Source organism: Croceicoccus estronivorus, assembly GCF_001625325.1.
In the GTDB taxonomy this organism is placed as follows: domain Bacteria; phylum Pseudomonadota; class Alphaproteobacteria; order Sphingomonadales; family Sphingomonadaceae; genus Caenibius; species Caenibius estronivorus.
In genome coordinates this window covers 389,705-407,428 of sequence record NZ_JRQQ01000002.1, presented here as the reverse complement: position 1 = coordinate 407,428, position 17,724 = coordinate 389,705, and the positions used below count along the sequence as shown (strand labels likewise).

16 protein-coding genes are annotated in these 17,724 nt (G+C 57.2%); 11 read left to right on the top strand and 5 right to left on the bottom strand.

All coding sequences use genetic code 11. From position 1 onward, the window contains the following. Positions 1-34 precede the first annotated feature (34 nt). From otsB to MB02_RS05140, 3 genes are read left to right on the top strand one after another with little or no spacing between them, the layout of a single operon-like run. Positions 35-784 (top strand): trehalose-phosphatase, encoded by a 750-nt coding sequence (gene otsB, locus MB02_RS05150; protein ID WP_067533470.1) that lies wholly within the window; start codon positions 35-37, stop codon positions 782-784. Positions 785-798: 14 nt separating this feature from the next. Beyond that, positions 799-2,610, top strand: a complete 1,812-nt coding sequence (locus MB02_RS05145) for a glycoside hydrolase family 15 protein (RefSeq protein WP_067533467.1) — start codon at positions 799-801, stop codon at positions 2,608-2,610. Continuing rightward, complete coding sequence (locus MB02_RS05140; protein WP_067533464.1) at positions 2,607-4,010, top strand: alpha,alpha-trehalose-phosphate synthase (UDP-forming); 1,404 nt, start codon at positions 2,607-2,609, stop codon at positions 4,008-4,010. The genes MB02_RS05145 and MB02_RS05140 overlap by 4 nt, the downstream gene beginning before the upstream one ends. On the opposite strand, the gene MB02_RS05135 is transcribed toward MB02_RS05140, so the two are convergent. Next, entirely contained in the window at positions 4,007-4,876 is an 870-nt protein-coding gene (locus MB02_RS05135; protein ID WP_067533461.1) for an alpha/beta fold hydrolase, read from the bottom strand. The genes MB02_RS05140 and MB02_RS05135 overlap by 4 nt on opposite strands. 128 nt (positions 4,877-5,004) lie before the next feature. Between MB02_RS05135 and trxB the strand changes: the two genes are divergently transcribed. Continuing rightward, on the top strand, positions 5,005-5,982 hold the full coding sequence (gene trxB, locus MB02_RS05130) for a thioredoxin-disulfide reductase (RefSeq protein WP_067534160.1): 978 nt from the start codon (positions 5,005-5,007) through the stop codon (positions 5,980-5,982). 39 nt (positions 5,983-6,021) lie between these two features. On the opposite strand, the gene MB02_RS05125 is transcribed toward trxB, so the two are convergent. Then, the gene (locus tag MB02_RS05125) at positions 6,022-6,450 is read right to left on the bottom strand and encodes an MAPEG family protein (protein WP_067533458.1); all 429 of its coding nucleotides are present in this window, start codon (positions 6,448-6,450) and stop codon (positions 6,022-6,024) included. Positions 6,451-6,516: 66 nt separating this feature from the next. Continuing rightward, positions 6,517-7,485: a threonine ammonia-lyase gene (locus MB02_RS05120; protein ID WP_067533455.1), complete on the bottom strand. Its 969-nt coding sequence runs from the start codon at positions 7,483-7,485 to the stop codon at positions 6,517-6,519. Between the two features lie 48 nt (positions 7,486-7,533). On the opposite strand from MB02_RS05120, the gene MB02_RS05115 reads away from it, so the two are divergent. The 5 genes from MB02_RS05115 to MB02_RS05095 all read left to right on the top strand — a co-directional run bounded on the left by MB02_RS05115 (position 7,534) and on the right by MB02_RS05095 (position 13,588). After that, a complete protein-coding gene (locus MB02_RS05115; RefSeq protein ID WP_067533454.1) occupies positions 7,534-8,745 on the top strand; it encodes a saccharopine dehydrogenase family protein in 1,212 nt (403 codons plus the stop codon). A gap of 217 nt (positions 8,746-8,962) precedes the next feature. Beyond that, positions 8,963-10,162, top strand: a complete 1,200-nt coding sequence (locus tag MB02_RS05110; RefSeq protein WP_067533450.1) for a carboxynorspermidine decarboxylase — start codon at positions 8,963-8,965, stop codon at positions 10,160-10,162. Positions 10,163-10,358: 196 nt separating this feature from the next. After that, a complete protein-coding gene (locus tag MB02_RS05105; RefSeq protein WP_067533447.1) occupies positions 10,359-11,564 on the top strand; it encodes a type III PLP-dependent enzyme in 1,206 nt (401 codons plus the stop codon). 135 nt (positions 11,565-11,699) lie between these two features. Continuing rightward, positions 11,700-12,365, top strand: coding sequence for a helix-turn-helix domain-containing protein (locus tag MB02_RS05100; RefSeq protein ID WP_067534157.1), 666 nt, complete (start codon positions 11,700-11,702; stop codon positions 12,363-12,365). A gap of 332 nt (positions 12,366-12,697) precedes the next feature. Then, positions 12,698-13,588: a GGDEF domain-containing protein gene (locus MB02_RS05095; RefSeq protein WP_235829427.1), complete on the top strand. Its 891-nt coding sequence runs from the start codon at positions 12,698-12,700 to the stop codon at positions 13,586-13,588. 138 nt (positions 13,589-13,726) lie between these two features. On the opposite strand, the gene hemA is transcribed toward MB02_RS05095, so the two are convergent. Together hemA and murI are read right to left on the bottom strand one after the other, a co-directional pair. Next, the gene (hemA, locus tag MB02_RS05090) at positions 13,727-14,947 is read right to left on the bottom strand and encodes a 5-aminolevulinate synthase (protein WP_067533441.1); all 1,221 of its coding nucleotides are present in this window, start codon (positions 14,945-14,947) and stop codon (positions 13,727-13,729) included. Between the two features lie 118 nt (positions 14,948-15,065). Beyond that, positions 15,066-15,869, bottom strand: a complete 804-nt coding sequence (murI, locus tag MB02_RS05085) for a glutamate racemase (RefSeq protein ID WP_235829426.1) — start codon at positions 15,867-15,869, stop codon at positions 15,066-15,068. Positions 15,870-15,971: 102 nt separating this feature from the next. Between murI and plsY the strand changes: the two genes are divergently transcribed. Together plsY and dprA are read left to right on the top strand one after the other, a co-directional pair. Then, the gene (gene plsY / locus MB02_RS05080) at positions 15,972-16,574 is read left to right on the top strand and encodes a glycerol-3-phosphate 1-O-acyltransferase PlsY (RefSeq protein WP_067533435.1); all 603 of its coding nucleotides are present in this window, start codon (positions 15,972-15,974) and stop codon (positions 16,572-16,574) included. Then, entirely contained in the window at positions 16,571-17,695 is a 1,125-nt protein-coding gene (gene dprA, locus MB02_RS05075) for a DNA-processing protein DprA (protein WP_067533432.1), read from the top strand. Before plsY ends, dprA begins: the two co-directional genes overlap by 4 nt. The last annotated feature ends 29 nt before the right edge of the window (positions 17,696-17,724 follow it).

Sequence of the window (17,724 nt, the reverse complement as noted above, 5' to 3'; positions counted from 1 at the left end):
GACCGGAGCGGAGCAGTCACTAAGTTGACTGTCAATGACAGGGACGGCCACAAGCGAGCTGCCGCCGCCTTCGCTCGGCGCATTACGGGAAAACGGCCCGATATCGCTGTTTGTCGATTTCGATGGGACGCTGGTGGACATCGCCCCGGCTCCGGACGCAATCTTCGTGCCTGATGGCTTCGCCCGGCGTCTGGAGCGCCTGTCTTCGGATCTTTCCGGGCGGGTGGCATTGGTTAGCGGACGCTCGCTTGAAAATCTTCAGGAACATCTCGGTTCACTCGATCTTGCCCGTGCCGGTTCGCACGGACTTGAAAGAGTACGCGCCGATGGAAGTCGGATTGGAGAGAGGCCAGCGATATTCCCCGAAGCGGTGCGTGTCGCAGTCGGACAGTTCGCTACCCGGTCAGAAGGACTCTATTACGAGGCGAAACGCCTGGGTGCGGCCCTGCATTATCGGAATGCGCCTGGTTGCGAAGCGGCTTGCCTTGCTTTTGCCGATGAGCAGGCTGCCCGGTATGAGCTCAAGGCAAAGCGTGGGAAATGCGTGGTTGAACTGGTCCCGCGTGAAGCTGACAAAGGGGCAGCGGTGTGCGCTTTCATGGCCGAGCAAGGCTTTGCCGGTTCGCGTCCGGTCTTCATCGGTGATGATGTGACGGACGAAGACGGATTTCGCGCAGTAGCGGAACTCGGCGGCTTTGGAATTATTGTTGGCGGGCGGCAGGATACGCTTGCCCGTTATCGCCTTCCATCCCCGGCAAAGGTGCACGAATGGCTCGATCTGTGACTTCCCCCTCCGAAATGGCTCCATGGCAGAGTTCGCTCGATCTTTGGCCGGTGGGCAACTGTCAGGTCAGTGGTCTGATCGACAGCCGGGGCGGGCTGGTCTGGGGGTGTGTGCCGCGCGTCGATGGCGATCCAGTGTTCTGTGCGCTTTTGAATGGTGGGCAACAGGATATCGGTGTCTGGCGCTTCGAATTGGAAGGCCAGGTTTCCGTCTCGCAAAGCTACCTGCGCAACACACCGATCCTCGTGACCCGGCTGGAGGCTGAGGATGGCAGCGCGGTTGAAATCACGGATTTCTGCCCGCGTTATGAACGATCAGGCCGGATGTATCGGCCTGTAGCCTATATCCGGGTGGTGCGCCCGGTTGCAGGGACGCCGCGGATGAAAGTCGTGCTGCGGCCTATGCTCGATTACGGCAAGCAGGTCGCTGAAACGACCAATGGCACCAATCACATCCGCTATCTTATCGGCCCTCAGGCATTGCGCCTCAGCACGGATGCGCCCGTCGGGTATATACTGGAGCAGCGGACGTTTCGGGTTGAATCGGATCAGCACTTCTTCCTCGGTCCGGATGAACCGTTTTCGGGGAATCTGAGAGCAGAAATCCGCTCCATGGAGGAGCAGACGGCCAAGTATTGGCGGCTCTGGTCTCGCGGGCTGGCAACACCTTTCGAGTGGCAGGATGAAGTGATCCGTTGTGCGATCACTCTGAAGCTGTGCCAGCATGAAGAAACCGGCGCGATCGTTGCTGCGCTGACCACTTCCATCCCCGAAGCGCCTCATTCCGAACGTAACTGGGATTACCGATACTGCTGGATTCGCGATTCCTATTACACGGTACAGGCGCTCAACCGGCTTGGCGCTCTCGACGTTTTGGAGAAGTACCTCACTTACCTGCGCAATATCGTCGATGCCGCAAAAGGAGGACAGATTCAGCCGCTCTATTCCGTCATGGGAGATGCTGAACTGGATGAGACGACGGCAGCGTTTCTTGCCGGCTATCGTGGGATGGGGCCGGTTCGGATCGGCAATGCTGCCTACACGCAGGTTCAGTACGATTGCTATGGCCAGATCGTTCTGCCGACCACTCAGGCGTTCTTCGACAGACGCCTGCTACGCATTGCGGACGAGCGCGATTTCGCTGCGCTGGAAGAAGTCGGCGAGATGGCATGGAAAATGTATGATCAGCCCGATGCCGGCTTGTGGGAGTTTCGCACCCGGCAGGAAGTACATACCTATTCTGCGGTAATGAGTTGGGCTGCCTGTGATCGCCTTGCCAATGTTGCAGCGCGATTGGGCAAGGAAGACCGATGTCTCGTGTGGCGCGGCAGGGCGGAAACCATTCAGGACACGATTGAACGCAGGGCCTGGGTCGAAGGCAGCGGTAACGAAGAGGGCATTGGGCACTACGGGGCGTCCTTTGAAAGCGACTATCTGGACGCCAGTTTGCTGCAAATGGTCGAACTGCGGTTTCTGACGCCTGACAACCCGCGCTTTCGCTCAACATTCGCGGCTGTCGAGAAGGCTTTGCGTCGAGGCGAGCACATGCTGCGCTACGCACATGAAGACGACTTCGGCGCGCCGGAAACGGCTTTCAACATATGCACCTTCTGGCTGATCGAGGCATTGCACCTTGCCGGGCGTGACGAAGAAGGGCGGCAGCTTTTCTGCACGATGCTGAGCCATATGACCAAGTCCGGCCTCCTCTCGGAGGATATGGACTTCGATAATGGCGAATTGTGGGGGAACTTCCCCCAGACTTACTCGCTGGTAGGGGTGATAAACTGTGCCGGCCTGCTATCCAAATCATGGAACACAGTAAGATGAACCGACTTGTCGTAATCTCGAACCGGGTGGCTGTGCCCAAGGCACGCGGTGCGGCGGGTGCGCAAGGAGGGCTGGCCGGTGCGTTGAATTCGGCGCTCAAGAAGAACGGTGGCATCTGGTTCGGCTGGTCAGGTGGCGAATGCGCTGAGTTCACCGGAGATATTTCAGTGCGCCAGGCCGATGGCGTTACGACGGCCACGATCGATCTCGAGTCGCAGGATGTGGAAGAATATTACAACGGCTACGCGAACTCGACTTTGTGGCCGCTGTTTCATTACCGGATCGATCTGGCCGAATATCATCGTGAATTCGGTATGGGATATGAACGGGTTAACGAACGCTTCGCGCAAAGCGTGATACCGTTGATCCAGCCGGACGACATTGTCTGGGTGCATGACTATCATCTCATCCCACTAGGTGAACGCCTGCGTGATCGAGGCCTGAAGAACAAGATGGGGTTCTTTCTCCATATTCCCTGGCCACCCACGCGGCTGTTCGTATCCCTGCCGTTTCATGAGCGGCTTGTACGTACCATGCTGCATTATGATCTCGTCGGATTTCAGACGACCGAATGGCTGGAGAGCTTTCTGCACTATTGCTCGAAAGAGTTGGGGGCGGATGTTGATGAGGCGACTGGACAGATTTCGCTCGATGGCCGTGTGACGATCGCCAAGGCCTATCCGATCGGCATCGACTACGATCATATGATGGCCCAATGCGACACTGACATAGCGCGTGAGGCCGAGCAGCGGATCATTACAAGCACCCGACACCGGACAGCGATGATCGGTGTTGACCGGTTGGACTATTCGAAGGGTTTGCCAGAGCGGATCGATGCGATCGGGCGTTTCTTCGATAATTATCCGGAGCGGGTGCAGGATCTGGTCTATATCCAGATCGCACCGCCCAGCCGCGAGGACATCGGATCCTATCAGCAAATCCGGCAATTGCTGGAACAGAAGACGGGGCAAATTAATGGTGCGCGGTCGGAGGTTGACCTTGTCCCTATTCGATACGTCAACAAAGGTCACACCTTGGCTGAGCTGGCGGGGTTCTACCGCGCATCCAAGATTGGGCTGGTGACGCCTTTGCGCGATGGCATGAACCTGGTGGCGAAGGAGTATGTGGCTGCGCAGGACCCGGAAGATCCCGGCGTCCTGATTTTGTCGCGCTTTGCCGGTGCTGCGCAGCAATTACAGGATGCGCTGCTGGTCAATCCCTACAGTGGAGACGATGTCGCCCATGCGATCCGCGTGGCATTGGAAATGCCGAAGGAGGAACGCAAGGCACGCTGGGACAAACTCATCCAGACAGTACGAGAGGACAATGTTCTCGACTGGACGGAGAACTTCGTCAGTGATCTCGAAGCCATTGGCGAAGAGGCAAGCCTGCGTTCCTAGAGGAACGCGCCAATCTCGGCCATGAAACGGTCGAACTGGTCATGATGTAACCAGTGACCTGCATTTTCGAACTCGACGAGTTTCGCATTTTGGAAAAAGTCGAGCCGGCCATCTTCCGCAGGGCTGGGAAAGAAGCTGTTCTTTCCCCAAAGCAACAGCGTCGGGCAAGTGATCGCGTGCCATAGCGATTGAATCTGTTCTGGGGTCAGGTCCGAAAATGGCCAGACGTTGAGATAAGGATCGAACTTCCAGCTGAATGTGCCATCCTCATTGCGGCTCGCTCCATGGACTGTGAGGTGCCGGGCCTGCTCTTCGGTCAGATAGTCGTTTTCTTCGATCATGCGGCGGTAGGCCGCCTCCAGAGTGGGATAACGCCGCGGAGAACGGGCGGCGGCAGTGCGCTTTCTGTCTATCCATTCGCGAAAAAGGTCGGCCATGGGCAACCGCTTGCGATCCAGAAGATCCTGGGGAGTAAGGCCAAGCCCTTCGATGTTGACGAATTTGCGGACTTTTTCGGGATATAGCCCGGCGAAACGTGCCGCGACATTCCCGCCAAGCGAATGGGCGACGATGGTGACCTGATCGTAGCCAAGCGTATGCACCAATTGGGCGAAATCATACACGTAAGCATTGAAGCTGTAATTGCCGTCCGCCGACCATGCACTGTCGCCATGACCGCGCAGATCAGGACAGATTACATGCCAGTCGTGCCGCAGTTCTTCCGCGATCCAGTCCCAACTACGGCAATGGTCGCGCCCGCCGTGCTGCAGGATCAAGGGCGGCGCTTCGCTATTGCCCCAATCTACGTAGTGGAGCTTGAGGCGCTGCGAAATGAAGCTGTTCGATGTGGGGCCGAGAATTTTCACACCTCCAGCATTGCGCGGTTCGGACTGTCCGTCAATCCATCGAGAAATTTCAAAGTTCGACTACACAGGCAGGGACAAGGGTGGCATTTCGCACTTGCTCACCCTATCTCGCGCCCTTGGAGGATTTCATGGCGACTCATAAGACACGCATGCTCATCATCGGTTCGGGTCCGGCGGGCTTGTCGGCGGCAATTTATGGCGCGCGTGCCGGAATGGAACCGATCGTGGTGCAGGGGCTTCAGCCCGGTGGCCAATTGACGATCACGACTGATGTCGAAAACTATCCGGGCTTTCGTGACGTGATTCAGGGCCCCTGGCTGATGCAGGAAATGCAGGCTCAGGCAGAACATGTCGGTACCCGCATGATGTGGGATACCATTACTGAAGTGGACCTGGCCAATGGCTCGCCTTTCCGTGCGGTGGGTGACAGCGGCGATGAATACGTGGGCGACACGCTGGTAATCGCCACAGGTGCGCAGGCCAAATGGCTGGGCGTCGCCGGGGAACAGGAGCTTTCTGGCAAAGGCGTGTCGGCTTGCGCCACATGCGACGGTTTCTTTTATCGCGGCAAGAAAGTGGCAGTGATTGGCGGCGGCAACACCGCCGTTGAGGAAGCGCTCTACCTCACCAATCACAGTGACGATGTTACGCTGATTCACCGTCGTGACGAATTGCGCGCAGAGAAGATTCTTCAGGATCGCCTGTTCGCCAATCCAAAGATTTCCGTGTTGTGGAACAAGGCGGTGGAGAGCTTCCTTGGCGATCCAACGGGTGTGGGGCTGACGGCGCTTTCACTGCGCGATACCCAGACTGGCGAAATGAGCGAGTTTGCGACGCAAGGCGCCTTCGTGGCCATTGGCCATGCGCCTTCGACGGAGTTGTTCCAAGGCAAACTGGATATGGATTCGTCCGGCTATCTCGTGGTTGAGGCAGGTACGCCGAAAACTGCGATTCCGGGTGTGTTTGCCTGCGGTGATGTGATGGACCACACCTATCGCCAGGCTGTGACGGCTGCAGGAACGGGCTGCATGGCCGCACTCGACGCAGAGCGTTTCCTTGCTACGCTTGAATTTGCCCAAGGCGAGAAGGAGAGCGTCGGCGCCTAACGTTCTGACGCTACTTCCCGCCCTGCCAGGTCGGCATTTCTAGAAAATGTTGACCAATGCCAGAATGACGAGTGCCATCAACACCAGGCTGGATAGAGCAAACACGGCAAACCGTAGCATGACCTTGTTGACCGTCACTTGTATAAGCGAGTGGACGATCCGCAAGGTGACGTAGGCCCAGCCAAGCTGGGCAGATAATCCGTCGCCTGCGCCGATGATCGCCAGCAACATGGCGATGGCATAGAACACCGTGGGCGCTTCATGCAGATGATTGTAGTTGTGCGCTTTCCATTGAATAGCCGGTGGTAGCAATTCGTCGAGTTTCGCTCCCGTCAGGTGCGATTGTTCCTCGGTTGACATTTCCAGCTTGCCCATGGCGGGTACGCGCACGCCGTACATCCACCACCACATCACCATGGTCCACGCCGCCAACACCGCGACCGGTTGCAGAATCCCCACTCCGATCATTGGGTTCTCCTCTCCGTTAACTTTCGAATTCGGGAGATTGAGGCGATGGAGTGGAAGTGTCCAGTGTCACATGTTTGGTGTGCGGCCTGTCAATTCGGTGAACTGAACAGGATCGACGTTGCCGCCGGTCAGGACAACGGCGCTTGTTTCATCCAGAGGGATGCTCCCTGAAAGTGCTGCAGCCAGGCCAGCCGCGCCGGACGGTTCGAGTACGATTGCGTGATGATCGAAGGCAAAACGCATTGCCGTCGCCACTTCCTGGTCGTTCACTGTCATGCAGGTGATCTTGTGTTCGTGCATGATCTTGAGCGTCATAGGGGAGATTCTGGGAGTTTGAATTCCATCGCAAATGGTCGGCGGAGCATCGGAGGCGACAGAAGCGATGCCACCCGTGGCGATGCTCTGTGCGGCGTCGTCCCACCCTTCGGGCTCCACCGCTATAAGTTGTGCGTCAGGACATGCGAGTGCGGAGCCTGAAAGGAGCCCGCCTCCGCCGCATGGGGCGATTATTCGCGACGGGTCTTGGCCGAGCTGGGCGGCGATTTCAGTTGCCACGCTACCTTGACCCTCGATTACCCAAGGGTCGGCAAAGGCGTGGATGAGCGTTGCGCCAGTCTGAGCGCAGAGATCAGCCGCCATGGCATCACGGTCGTCTTGCAGCCGGCTGTAATAAACGATCCTGGCGCCCAAGGCGTTCACAGCATCGCGCTTCACTGCAGGTGTATCGCGCGGCATGAGAACGGTGACGGCGATGCCAAGGCGTGCTGCGCCCCAGGCCACCCCTAGCGCATGGTTGCCGCTCGAAACCGCGATAACCCCATATTTCCGTCGTGCTGACGATATCGCGTTGAGCCGATTCCAGGCGCCACGTATTTTGAAGGCCCGGATCGGTTGAGCAGTTTCATCTTTCAGCCAGATACGTATTCCACCGATTACCGAAGGTATCAGCGGGGTGCAGGGGAGCAGTGCGTGGATACGCCGGGCAGCTTCTGCAACGCCTTCAGTTGTTGGCTCATGCGAATGTTGTGCTGTCATATTCCGGCCCTATATGCCCGTCTTTCGCTGTGGCCAAAGGAGACGTGCGTGAGCAGGGTATTGGTAATCGGTGCAGGTGGTGTCGGTTCGGTCGCCGTCCACAAGATGGCGATGAATTCCGGTATTTTCAGTGAGATACACTTGGCGAGCCGGACAAAGGCCAAATGCGATGCGATTGCCGAATCAGTGAAGAGTCGCACCGGTGTGGATGTGGCTACTTATGCCATCGACGCCGACGATGTGTCGGCCACCACTGCGTTGATTGGTAAGATTCAGCCTCGATTGGTGGTCAATCTTGCCCTGCCATACCAGGATCTGGCGATCATGGATGCGTGCCTGAATACCGGGGTCGATTACCTCGATACCGCCAATTACGAGCCACGGGATGAGGCCAGGTTCGAATATAGGTGGCAATGGGCCTATCAGGATCGTTTCCGGGAAAAAGGGATCATGGCTCTGCTGGGCAGTGGGTTCGATCCCGGCGTAACCAGTGTTTTTGCCATGTGGTTGAAGAAGCACAAGCTCAAGACCATCCGCCTGCTCGACATTCTCGACTGTAATGGCGGCGATCATGGGCAGGCATTCGCCACCAACTTCAATCCGGAAATCAACATCCGCGAAGTGACCGCGCCCGCTCGACACTGGGAACAAGGCCAGTTTGTCGAAACGCCTGCAATGTCGAACAAGCAAATGTTCGACTTCGAGGGCGTCGGGTCGAAAAACATGTACATGATGTACCACGAAGAATTGGAAAGCCTCGCCAAATTCATCCCCGAGATGGAGCGTGGCCGTTTCTGGATGACCTTCGGTGACGAGTATATCAAGCACCTTACGGTCCTGCAGAATGTCGGTATGACCCGGATCGATCCGGTAACCTACAATGGTGTGGAAATTGTACCGCTCCAGTTCCTCAAGGCGGTGCTGCCTGAACCGGCGAGCCTTGGTCCGACGACCAAGGGCAAGACCAATATCGGCGACATTGCGACCGGTGAGGCCCTGGACGGTAGTGGCGAAAAGACGTTCTACATCAAGAATATCTGCGATCATGAGGATGCCTACGCGGAAACCGGCAATCAGGCGGTCAGCTATACCACGGGCGTGCCAGCGATGATCGGCGCGGCTATGATGCTGACAGGTGCATGGCAGGGCGAGGGCGTGTTCAATATCGAGCAGTTCGACCCGGACCCGTTCATGGACATGCTCAACGAGCAAGGCTTGCCATGGACGGTTGAAGAATTGGACGGTCCTCTCCAGTTCTAGTCTTGAGGCTTTGAATGTGTGGCCCCACCTCCAAAGGGGCTGCGCGTTTTATATTGTGCAAACGGTCGGCGCGTGTCGGATTGCAGGGCGTTGTCCGAACGAATGCGCATGTCTTTGTATGCCAGGCTGAGGTCGGCGATGTCGTTCGTGCCGTGCTGTCTCGCTATTGAGTAGCCGTCATTGGCGATCCACAGATGAAAGGGTAACAAGCGCAACCATGGAAACCAGAGCTGGAGATCCCGGGGCCTTTGCCCGTTTTGACCTCACCCGCGTCGATAGCCCTGCCTTTGTGGTCGATGCCGCCAAATTGCGGGAGAACCTCCGCATTCTTGATGATATTCGTGAGAGGGCGGGGGTAAAGGTTCTGGCCGCTCTGAAGGCGTTCTCGATGTGGTCGACGGGGCCGATTATAGGCGAGTACCTGGATGGTGTGTGCACATCCGGACTGTGGGAAGCCCTGCTTGCGGCCGAACATTACGATGGAGAGATTGCCACCTATTGCGCGGCGTACAAGGAAGAGGATCTCGACGAAATCTGCCGTCTTTCGGACCATGTTATCTTCAACACGCCGATGCAGATCGAACGGTTCGGGGGCACGCTCCTTCGCGCGCGTTCGCGGGGAGAGGATTTCGACATCGGATTGAGGATCAATCCACTGCATCAGGAAGGCGAAGTGCCACGCTACGATCCGTGTGCGCCGCATTCCCGGCTGGGTTTCCCGATCGATCAGTTGAAGGACGAGCATATCGAGCTGGTCGATGGCATTCATTTCCATACGCTTTGCGAGCAGGATCTCGAGCCGCTGAAGCGAACCTGGGACAAGGTTTTCGATCATCTCGAACCCTGGTTCGGCCAGATTAAATGGCTTAATTTCGGCGGTGGGCATCACATTACCCGCGCTGACTATCAACGGGACGAACTTGTCGAGTTTCTGTGCGATGTGAAAGACGATACCGGTGCGGACGTATATCTCGAACCGGGTGAAGCCGTTGCGCTCGATGCAGGGATTCTTGTTGGGACAATCCTCGATACGCATTGGAACGGGATGCCGGTTGCCGTTACGGATATATCGGCCACCTGCCATATGCCCGACGTGATCGAGGCCCCCTATCGGCCAGCCATGCTGGGTGAAGAGCCGCTAGACGGCATCCAGATTGATGAAGGCGAAGGGGGTGCGGTCCGGCTGGGCGGTCCCTCTTGTTTGGCTGGCGACGTGATCGGTGATTATCGACTGCCCGTTCCGTGTGAGCCGGGGCAGCGTATCGCGTTTCTCGATCAAGCTCACTATTCGATGGTCAAGACCACGACATTCAACGGCGTACCGCTCCCCTCGATCTGGTTATGGGATTCGGAGAGCGATTCGCTCGAACAGATCCGAAAATTCGGCTATGAGGATTTTCGCAACCGGCTGTCATGACGCAGGCCTGTTAAGCCGGGCAAGGCCGAATTCCGCGCCTTTTACGTAGTTGGAAATTACGCGCGGGTGCGGGGTATGGATTTTCACTTGCGGTTCATGAGGATGGTTTTATAGGACCCCTCCGCTGCCCCAAGGGGACTTCCTAACCGCAAGGCAGCCTCTGTTCGAAACTTAACCGTTTTGGGGGTCCCTTGAGTTGTACATCTATCCTGACGCTCGGTCTGTAGTTCGCGATCTTTCGCCGGACGAACCCGTAATCCTCAATCGCCCGCATGCAGCTGCGCGCGCCGGACGCTTCTTTGCAGAGAAGTTTCCGGGCAAGGCTCTTTATGCGGTGAAGGCTAACCCGTCTCCGGAGCTCATCGAAGTTCTGTGGGCGTCCGGCATTACCCATTTCGATGTTGCTTCAATCGCCGAAGTGCGGACTGTTCGTTCGCTTCTGCCAGAGGCGACGTTGTGCTTCATGCACCCGGTAAAGACTGCCAGCGCCATTCGCGAAGCCTACTTCGAACATGGTGTGCGAACCTTCAGCCTCGACACGATGGAAGAGCTGGAGAAGATCGTACAGGCGACAAAGACTGTCGATGGGACTCCGGCTGCTGACTTGCGGCTGTGCGTACGTTTGCGTGTGTCATCCGATTATTCGGAGCTGAGCCTCGCCTCCAAGTTCGGAATTGATCTCGCTGATGCTGCACCGCTGTTGCAGGCGACCCGGCAGGTGGCCGATTGGCTGGGGCTCTGCTTCCATGTGGGCAGCCAGGCGATGACGCCATTTGCATACGTCCAGGCGCTGGACCGCGTTCGTGCGGCAGTGGCCGAAGCAGGCGTTGTTATTGACATCGTGGATGTAGGTGGGGGCTTCCCTTCAATATATCCGGGAATGGAACCGCCGCCGCTGGAAGATTACTTCGCCATCATTCATCGCCATTTCGAAGCATTGCCGATTGCCTACAACGCCGAGTTGTGGTGCGAGCCTGGCCGGGCCCTATGTGCTGAGTACAGTTCTCTGGTGGTCAAGGTTGAAAAGCGCCGCGGGGACGAACTGTTCATAAATGATGGCGCGTATGGCGCACTGTTCGATGCTGCACATGTCGGATGGCGCTTCCCCGTGCGGCTCCTGACCGGCGAGCAGTCGGCAGGGGAGCAGGAATTCGCTTTTTACGGCCCGACTTGCGACGATGCCGATTACATGGAAGGCCCGTTTATGTTGCCCAGTAATGTGGCGGCGGGAGACCATATCGAAATCGGTATGCTCGGTGCTTATGGATGCGCGATGCGTACTGCTTTCAATGGCTTCGGCCGGGGTGAGGTGGTAAAGGTGGCAGATGAGCCGATGGCCAGCCTTTATCGTGGCGACAGGCCCGACCCGCGTCAGAGCGATAATGTGGTAAGTCTGCGCTGATTTTGCGCCTGACAATATAGGAACATTCGAGGGGTGAGACTGGAAAGGTCTCGCCCCTTTGTGTTTCCTGGGCTTCTCATAACCCCAACTTAACCACTGATGGCCAGTGTGGAATCTCAACCGGGAGTCTGCATAATGGCCATTGCGGCGCATTTCGAGGAAACGGCAGCGGGTGGCAGCAAGGCACGCGCATCACGCCGTAAGTTGTTATTGGAAGCGCAGGGAGCTTTAGCCTCTGGTGATTCCGCGTCCGTACTGGTTCACAATATTTCGGCAACGGGCCTGCTGCTTGAAAGCCGAATTCCCCTTGCGATCGACGAAGCTATCACGGTCGATCTGCCGGAGAGTGAAGCGACGCCGGCGAAAGTCGTGTGGACGAGTGGCCACCTTTTCGGTTGTCGCTTCGATACGCCGATCTCTGCTGCGGTCTTGAGCGCGGCCGAATTGCGAAGTGCTGTCGACGCAGATGTGACCTTCACGATGCGCGAGGAAACCGTCTCGAACGAATCGTTTGGTGTTCGTTTGCAGCGGTTGCGTAAGGAGCGGGGACTGACGCTGGCCCAAGTGGCGGAAGAATTGGGCGTCAGCAAACCGACGGTGTGGGCCTGGGAGCAAGGCAGAGCCCGTCCTGTCGACAGCAGGGTTCAGACGTTGGCCGATGTTCTCGGAGTGGGCAGAGCAGAGTTGCTTGCCGGGCATGATACAGCGGAATTGCGGGACCTGCTGGCTCGAAGCAAAGAGCAAATCGCGGTCGCTTTCCACACCAATCCGGACAATGTCAGGATCATGATCGAGCTTTGATCGATCGGATCATCAGTGGGAGTGAAGGCCTCCCGAATTTGAGGCCTATTGTCCCGGTTTTCCGAGGCCATATCAGGGGCAATAGACTTCCACATGCGGTGCAGTTGAATACATATTTCCAAAATTGAAAATGTGGTTAAAATGAATTCAACGAATCCAATGCGTTGTTTAAGTTATATAACTCAGTTAACTAGATTTGGTTTATGTAGAATGTAAGTGAAGTTATATTAATAGATAAATTTTTATTATTTATCTGGCGGCATATTCCAGTTGGGAGGGAATGTTTCTGCTGGTTGTCGTAAAATACGCCGGGGGGCAAAGCGACAATGGGAATGAATTTTACACCGCAGGAAAGTTCTGCGCTTTATGGGCTGCTTGCTGAAAGCACGACGGACATAATTCTCAAGACTGATCTGGAAGGGTATATCCTTCATGCTTCGCCGGGCATGGCAAAGCTGGGCTTTCCGATGCCGGATATGTTGATCGGGCCGCATGTTCTTGACCTGATACATCCGAACTCAGTGGAAGCAGTCAAGGCGGAGCACGATGCCGCCGTTCACGGAACCGGCACTCCGAAATGGATTGAAGTATCGGTGATGACGGCGGACCGCCGCAAACGCTGGTTCGAAATGCAGATCCGCTGCCTGACGGATAGCCAGGACCACATCTATGGGGCTCTCACCATCATGCGCAGCATTGATGAGCGGCGGAAACTGGAAGACAGGCTCTTTGTCGCTGAGCTGACTGATCCGTTGACGGGCCTGACCAATCGCAAGGCGTTTATTGCGATGTTGCAGCACTTGGTGGATGAGGAAATCGGCGGTTGTCTGGCCTTGTTCGATGTCGACTATTTTCAAGCTATCAACATGCAATATGGACAGACCGTGGGAGACAAGGTCCTTGTCGTATTCTCTGACCTTTTACGCACGATGACTCGCGAAGAGGACATCATATCGCGCATCGGGGGCGAGTGCCTGGGGGTGTTGCTGCCTGGTGTTACACCGGAGGATGCAGAAGCTATCTGCCAGCGTATAGTCTCAACGCTTTCCGAACTGCGTAAGGATGCGGGTGGCGGCAATTTCCCAATTACGGCCAGTGCAGGCGTCTCACGCATCAACGATTCACTTGATGATACTATGAGGCGTGCAGAACTCGCGCTGTTTTTAGCCAAGGCCAAAGGCCGAAATCGGCTGGAGATGGAGAGTGGTCCTCGGTTCGAATGAACTCTTCGACTGACCGCAGTTTGCGCCTGAGGTTTGGGGGGACCTTACTCGATTGCGCAATGCCGCAACGAGCCGACACCGTCATGTCGTGAGAAATTCAGGCGCGTATGATTGTGAAAATCGCCTGTCTGGAAGAGATCAAGCGGCCTTCCGCAGCTCTAGCTGCAACCTATCCCAGATTTCGATCAAGGCCTCGGTCAACTCCTGCATCATCTCTTCGGTGTGCGCTGGGCCAGGCGTGAACCGCAGCCGTTCCTTACCGCGAGGAACCGTCGGGAAATTAATTGGCTGCACATAGACGCCATATTCTGCCAGGAGGATGTCGCTGATCTTCTTGGCCTTGACCGGGTCACCGACCATCAGCGGAACGATGTGGGTCGTGGAGTTCATGACCGGCAGACCAGCTTCAGCAAACATCCGCTTGAGCGTGGCCGCGGCAGCTTGCTGCTGATCGCGTTCCAGCGAGCTTTCCTTGAGGTGCCGGACAGATGCAAGTATGCCTGCCACCAACACGGGGGCCAGCGACGTGGTGAAAATGAACCCTGGAGCGTAGCTGCGGATGCAGTCGATGATCTTGGTATCGGCGGCGATATAACCGCCCATCACGCCGAATGCCTTGCCCAGAGTACCTTCGATGATGTCAATCCGGTGGGCAGCTTCATCGCGTTCTGAAATGCCACCGCCATGTGCACCATACATGCCAACGGCGTGCACTTCGTCGATGTAGGTGAGAGCGTTATATTTGTCCGCCAGATCACAGATCGCGTGGATTGGCGCAACATCGCCATCCATTGAATAGACGCTCTCGAAAGCGATCAATTTCGGGACTTGCGGATCCTCCGCCGCCAGCAGCTCTTCCAGATGCTGGACATCGTTATGGCGCCACACCCGCTTTTCACATCCGGAATTGCGGATGCCCGCGATCATGCTGGCGTGATTTAGTTCGTCTGAGAAAATCACGCAGCCTGGAAGAAGCTTGGCCAGCGTAGAGAGAGTTGCGTCGTTTGAGACGTAACCGCTGGTGAACAGCAGGGCCGCTTCCTTGCCGTGCAAATCGGCCAGTTCACGCTCCAGCTCGATATGGTAGTGGGTATTACCGCCAATATTGCGTGTGCCACCCGATCCGGCGCCAACATTGTGCAACGCTTCTTCCATGGCACCGATGACTTTCGGATGCTGACCCATCGCGAGGTAGTCATTCGAGCACCAGACATTGATCGGCTTCGGACCGTTGTGCCCGGCAAAACAGCGCGCGTTGGGATAGGCGCCCTTGTTTCGCAGGATGTCGATAAATACGCGGTAGCGTCCTTCTGAGTGAAGCCGTTCTATCGCCTGGTCGAAGATCTGATCGTAATTCAACGGATTTGTCCGTTTTGCGCGTCGTGGACGCTGTCTCAATGGCCGCGCGTTTAGCCGATGAAGTCCGCAATTACCAGAACAGATTGTCGCTCACTGTAAACGGCGATGTCGATGGATTCTAAAAGATTTCCACCCGTTCAATTCCAAAGTGGGCAAGGGCGGGGGAAAGGGATTGATCCAGCGGCTCGCCAGTGAACACTGCATAGTCGGGTTGAATGCGTTCCAACGGTTGTCCTTCGGTAAGAGCGGCGATACGCCGGGCGATGCCGGTGGCGCCATCGACGAATGTCACTGCGGGGCCGAATGCCTTTGCCAGTTCTTCCTGCACCAGGGGGAAATGGGTACAGGCCAGGACAACTGTATCGATCCGGTCCCCGTCGGGTTGTTCGCGCAACCCCTTTACCGCTTCCGAGAAAATCTCCGGATCGGCCTCCTTACCGCGCAATCGGGCTTCTGCCGCCTCGACCAGACGCGGTGCGGCATGGCGGAGGAGCCGCTTGCCGGTTGCGAACTCGGCTTGGAGGTTGTCGACATATGTCTGGCGCACTGTCGCTGCCGTTCCGAGCAAGCCGATGACTCCCGTTTCCGTCATTGCAGCAGCTGGTTTGATGGCGGGAACAGTGCCTACTATGGGCACATGCAAAACATCGCGGACCATGCCCAGGGCGATTGTGGAAGCCGTATTGCAGGCGATGCATGCCAGGCGCGGGTGGAAGCGTTCGGTCATGCGACCGAGGAGGCCGGCTACTCGGGCAGCTACCTCGGCTTCGCTCTTGGTCCCATATGGCAGACCGGCATTGTCCGCCGCATAGATCACCGGCGCGCCGGGTAGTGTCTTGCGCACTTCCGCCAGGACAGAGAGCCCCCCGACACCCGAATCGAACAGCAAAATGGGAGCGTTGGGGCCGATTGCGTGTGTCATGCTTGTAGAGATCCCCATTCGAATTCGAGCTTTTTCCTAAATTGCCGCTGTCCGATTGCAAGCGGCACGCTATGGCGTGGGGGTGAAGAGGGGAAGCATGCGATGCAATTTCTAACGGAAACAGGTGTGGCTGTTGTGCTCGGCTATGTGCTGGGTTCCATTCCTTTCGGTCTGTTGCTGACGCGGCTCGCAGGGCTTGGCGATGTCAGGAAGATCGGCTCGGGCAACATCGGTGCGACCAATGTCTTGCGCACGGGGCATAAAGGGCTGGCGGCGGCCACGTTACTGCTCGACCTCGCCAAAGGGTTCCTGCCGGTTTTTGCCGCTGGATACTGGTGGGGGCCGATGGCAGCCGGTGGTACCGCGCTGGGCGCTGTAATCGGACATTGCTTCCCTGTCTGGCTGAAATTCAAGGGAGGGAAGGGTGTGGCCACGATGGCCGGCGTGTGTTTCGGTCTCGGCTGGCCGATAGGCCTTGTCTATGCGCTGATGTGGCTGGGCATGCTGGCGCTGACACGGATTTCCTCAATCGCGGGTATGAGCGCGGCAGTGGCCGCGCCAATTGCAGCATACGTTCTCGGATATGAGACCATATTTATCTTTTTGATCGCGATAGCGGCTCTGGTGATCTGGCTTCATGGCGCCAACATCGGGCGGTTGATGAACGGTACGGAGCCGAAAGTGGGCGGCGGCAAGAAGGAATGAGCATCTCACAGCGGGAAGCGTTTGCGCGTATTCGCCTGCTGCGTTCCCCCAATATCGGCCCGGTCAGTTATGCGCATCTGCTGCATCGTTTCGGTGACGCACAAGCGGCGATTGAAGCCTTGCCTGAGCTGGCAGGGCGAGGTGGGCGAAGCTATCGGGCAGCGCCGGTAAAGCGTATCGAAGATGAAGTCGCTGCCGCCCGAAAAGCAGGGGCTCGCTATCTCTTCCATGATTCTCCCGAATATCCTCCGATGCTCAGGGTAATCGAGAGCGCACCACCGATTTTGACGGTCCGTGGGGATGCGGCATTGGCCAGCCGTACTACGGTTGCAATTGTCGGAGCGCGTAATGCCTCGGCGGCTGCGGTCAAGCTGGCCGGAGAATTCGCTGCTGCACTTGCCGAGGCTGGTTTGACTGTCGTTTCAGGCCTGGCCCGAGGGATCGATGGAGCCGCTCATCGTGGCAGTTTGCCCGCGACTATTGGGGTAATCGCCAGCGGGATCGATGTCGCTTATCCACCACAACACGCGGATCTTCAGGAACGCATCGCGCAGGAAGGGCTGCTGGTGGCGGAACAGCCTCCGGGGACGGAACCCAGAGGAAGCCATTTCCCTAGCCGTAACCGAATCATTGCGGGGCTGGCCGAAGGTACTCTGGTGGTCGAAGCCGCTCCAAAATCGGGATCGCTGATTACTGCGCGGCTGGCCGGGGAGGCGGGGCGCGAGGTCATGGCCATTCCGGGCTCGCCGCTGGAACCGAGATCCCGTGGATGTAACCAGCTGATCCGCGACGGGGCCATTCTGGTTCAGTCACCGGAGGACGTGCTGGAATTGCTCTCCGGCTTTGACGGCAAGCCGCGATCCCGCTTCCGAGAGGCAGCAGCCGGGCTATTTGATCAGGTCAGGGAGACAGAACCCGTTCGCATGTCGGGGGAACACGAACTGGCGGATCATCGTTCGGCAGACATTGCAGCTCTCCTGTCGCCTGTGCCGATCGCGGTTGACGAATTGATCCGCCAAAGCGGGGAAGGGGCTTCTGCAGTCCATCTGGCTCTGCTCGAACTGGAAATTTCCGGGCGGTTGATACGGCATGCTGGCGGCAGAGTAAGCTTGAACGCTTGACGAACCGCGAATACCACGCCCACCCTCGT

Coding starts and splice junctions, on each gene's coding strand:
- otsB (WP_067533470.1), top strand. CDS start 35: ATGACAGGGACGGCCACAAGCGAGCTGCCGCCGCCTTCGCTCGGCGCA.
- MB02_RS05145 (WP_067533467.1), top strand. CDS start 799: ATGGCTCCATGGCAGAGTTCGCTCGATCTTTGGCCGGTGGGCAACTGT.
- MB02_RS05140 (WP_067533464.1), top strand. CDS start 2,607: ATGAACCGACTTGTCGTAATCTCGAACCGGGTGGCTGTGCCCAAGGCA.
- trxB (WP_067534160.1), top strand. CDS start 5,005: ATGGCGACTCATAAGACACGCATGCTCATCATCGGTTCGGGTCCGGCG.
- MB02_RS05125 (WP_067533458.1), bottom strand. CDS start 6,450: ATGATCGGAGTGGGGATTCTGCAACCGGTCGCGGTGTTGGCGGCGTGG.
- MB02_RS05120 (WP_067533455.1), bottom strand. CDS start 7,485: ATGACAGCACAACATTCGCATGAGCCAACAACTGAAGGCGTTGCAGAA.
- MB02_RS05110 (WP_067533450.1), top strand. CDS start 8,963: ATGGAAACCAGAGCTGGAGATCCCGGGGCCTTTGCCCGTTTTGACCTC.
- MB02_RS05100 (WP_067534157.1), top strand. CDS start 11,700: ATGGCCATTGCGGCGCATTTCGAGGAAACGGCAGCGGGTGGCAGCAAG.
- MB02_RS05095 (WP_235829427.1), top strand. CDS start 12,698: ATGAATTTTACACCGCAGGAAAGTTCTGCGCTTTATGGGCTGCTTGCT.
- murI (WP_235829426.1), bottom strand. CDS start 15,869: ATGACACACGCAATCGGCCCCAACGCTCCCATTTTGCTGTTCGATTCG.
- plsY (WP_067533435.1), top strand. CDS start 15,972: ATGCAATTTCTAACGGAAACAGGTGTGGCTGTTGTGCTCGGCTATGTG.
- dprA (WP_067533432.1), top strand. CDS start 16,571: ATGAGCATCTCACAGCGGGAAGCGTTTGCGCGTATTCGCCTGCTGCGT.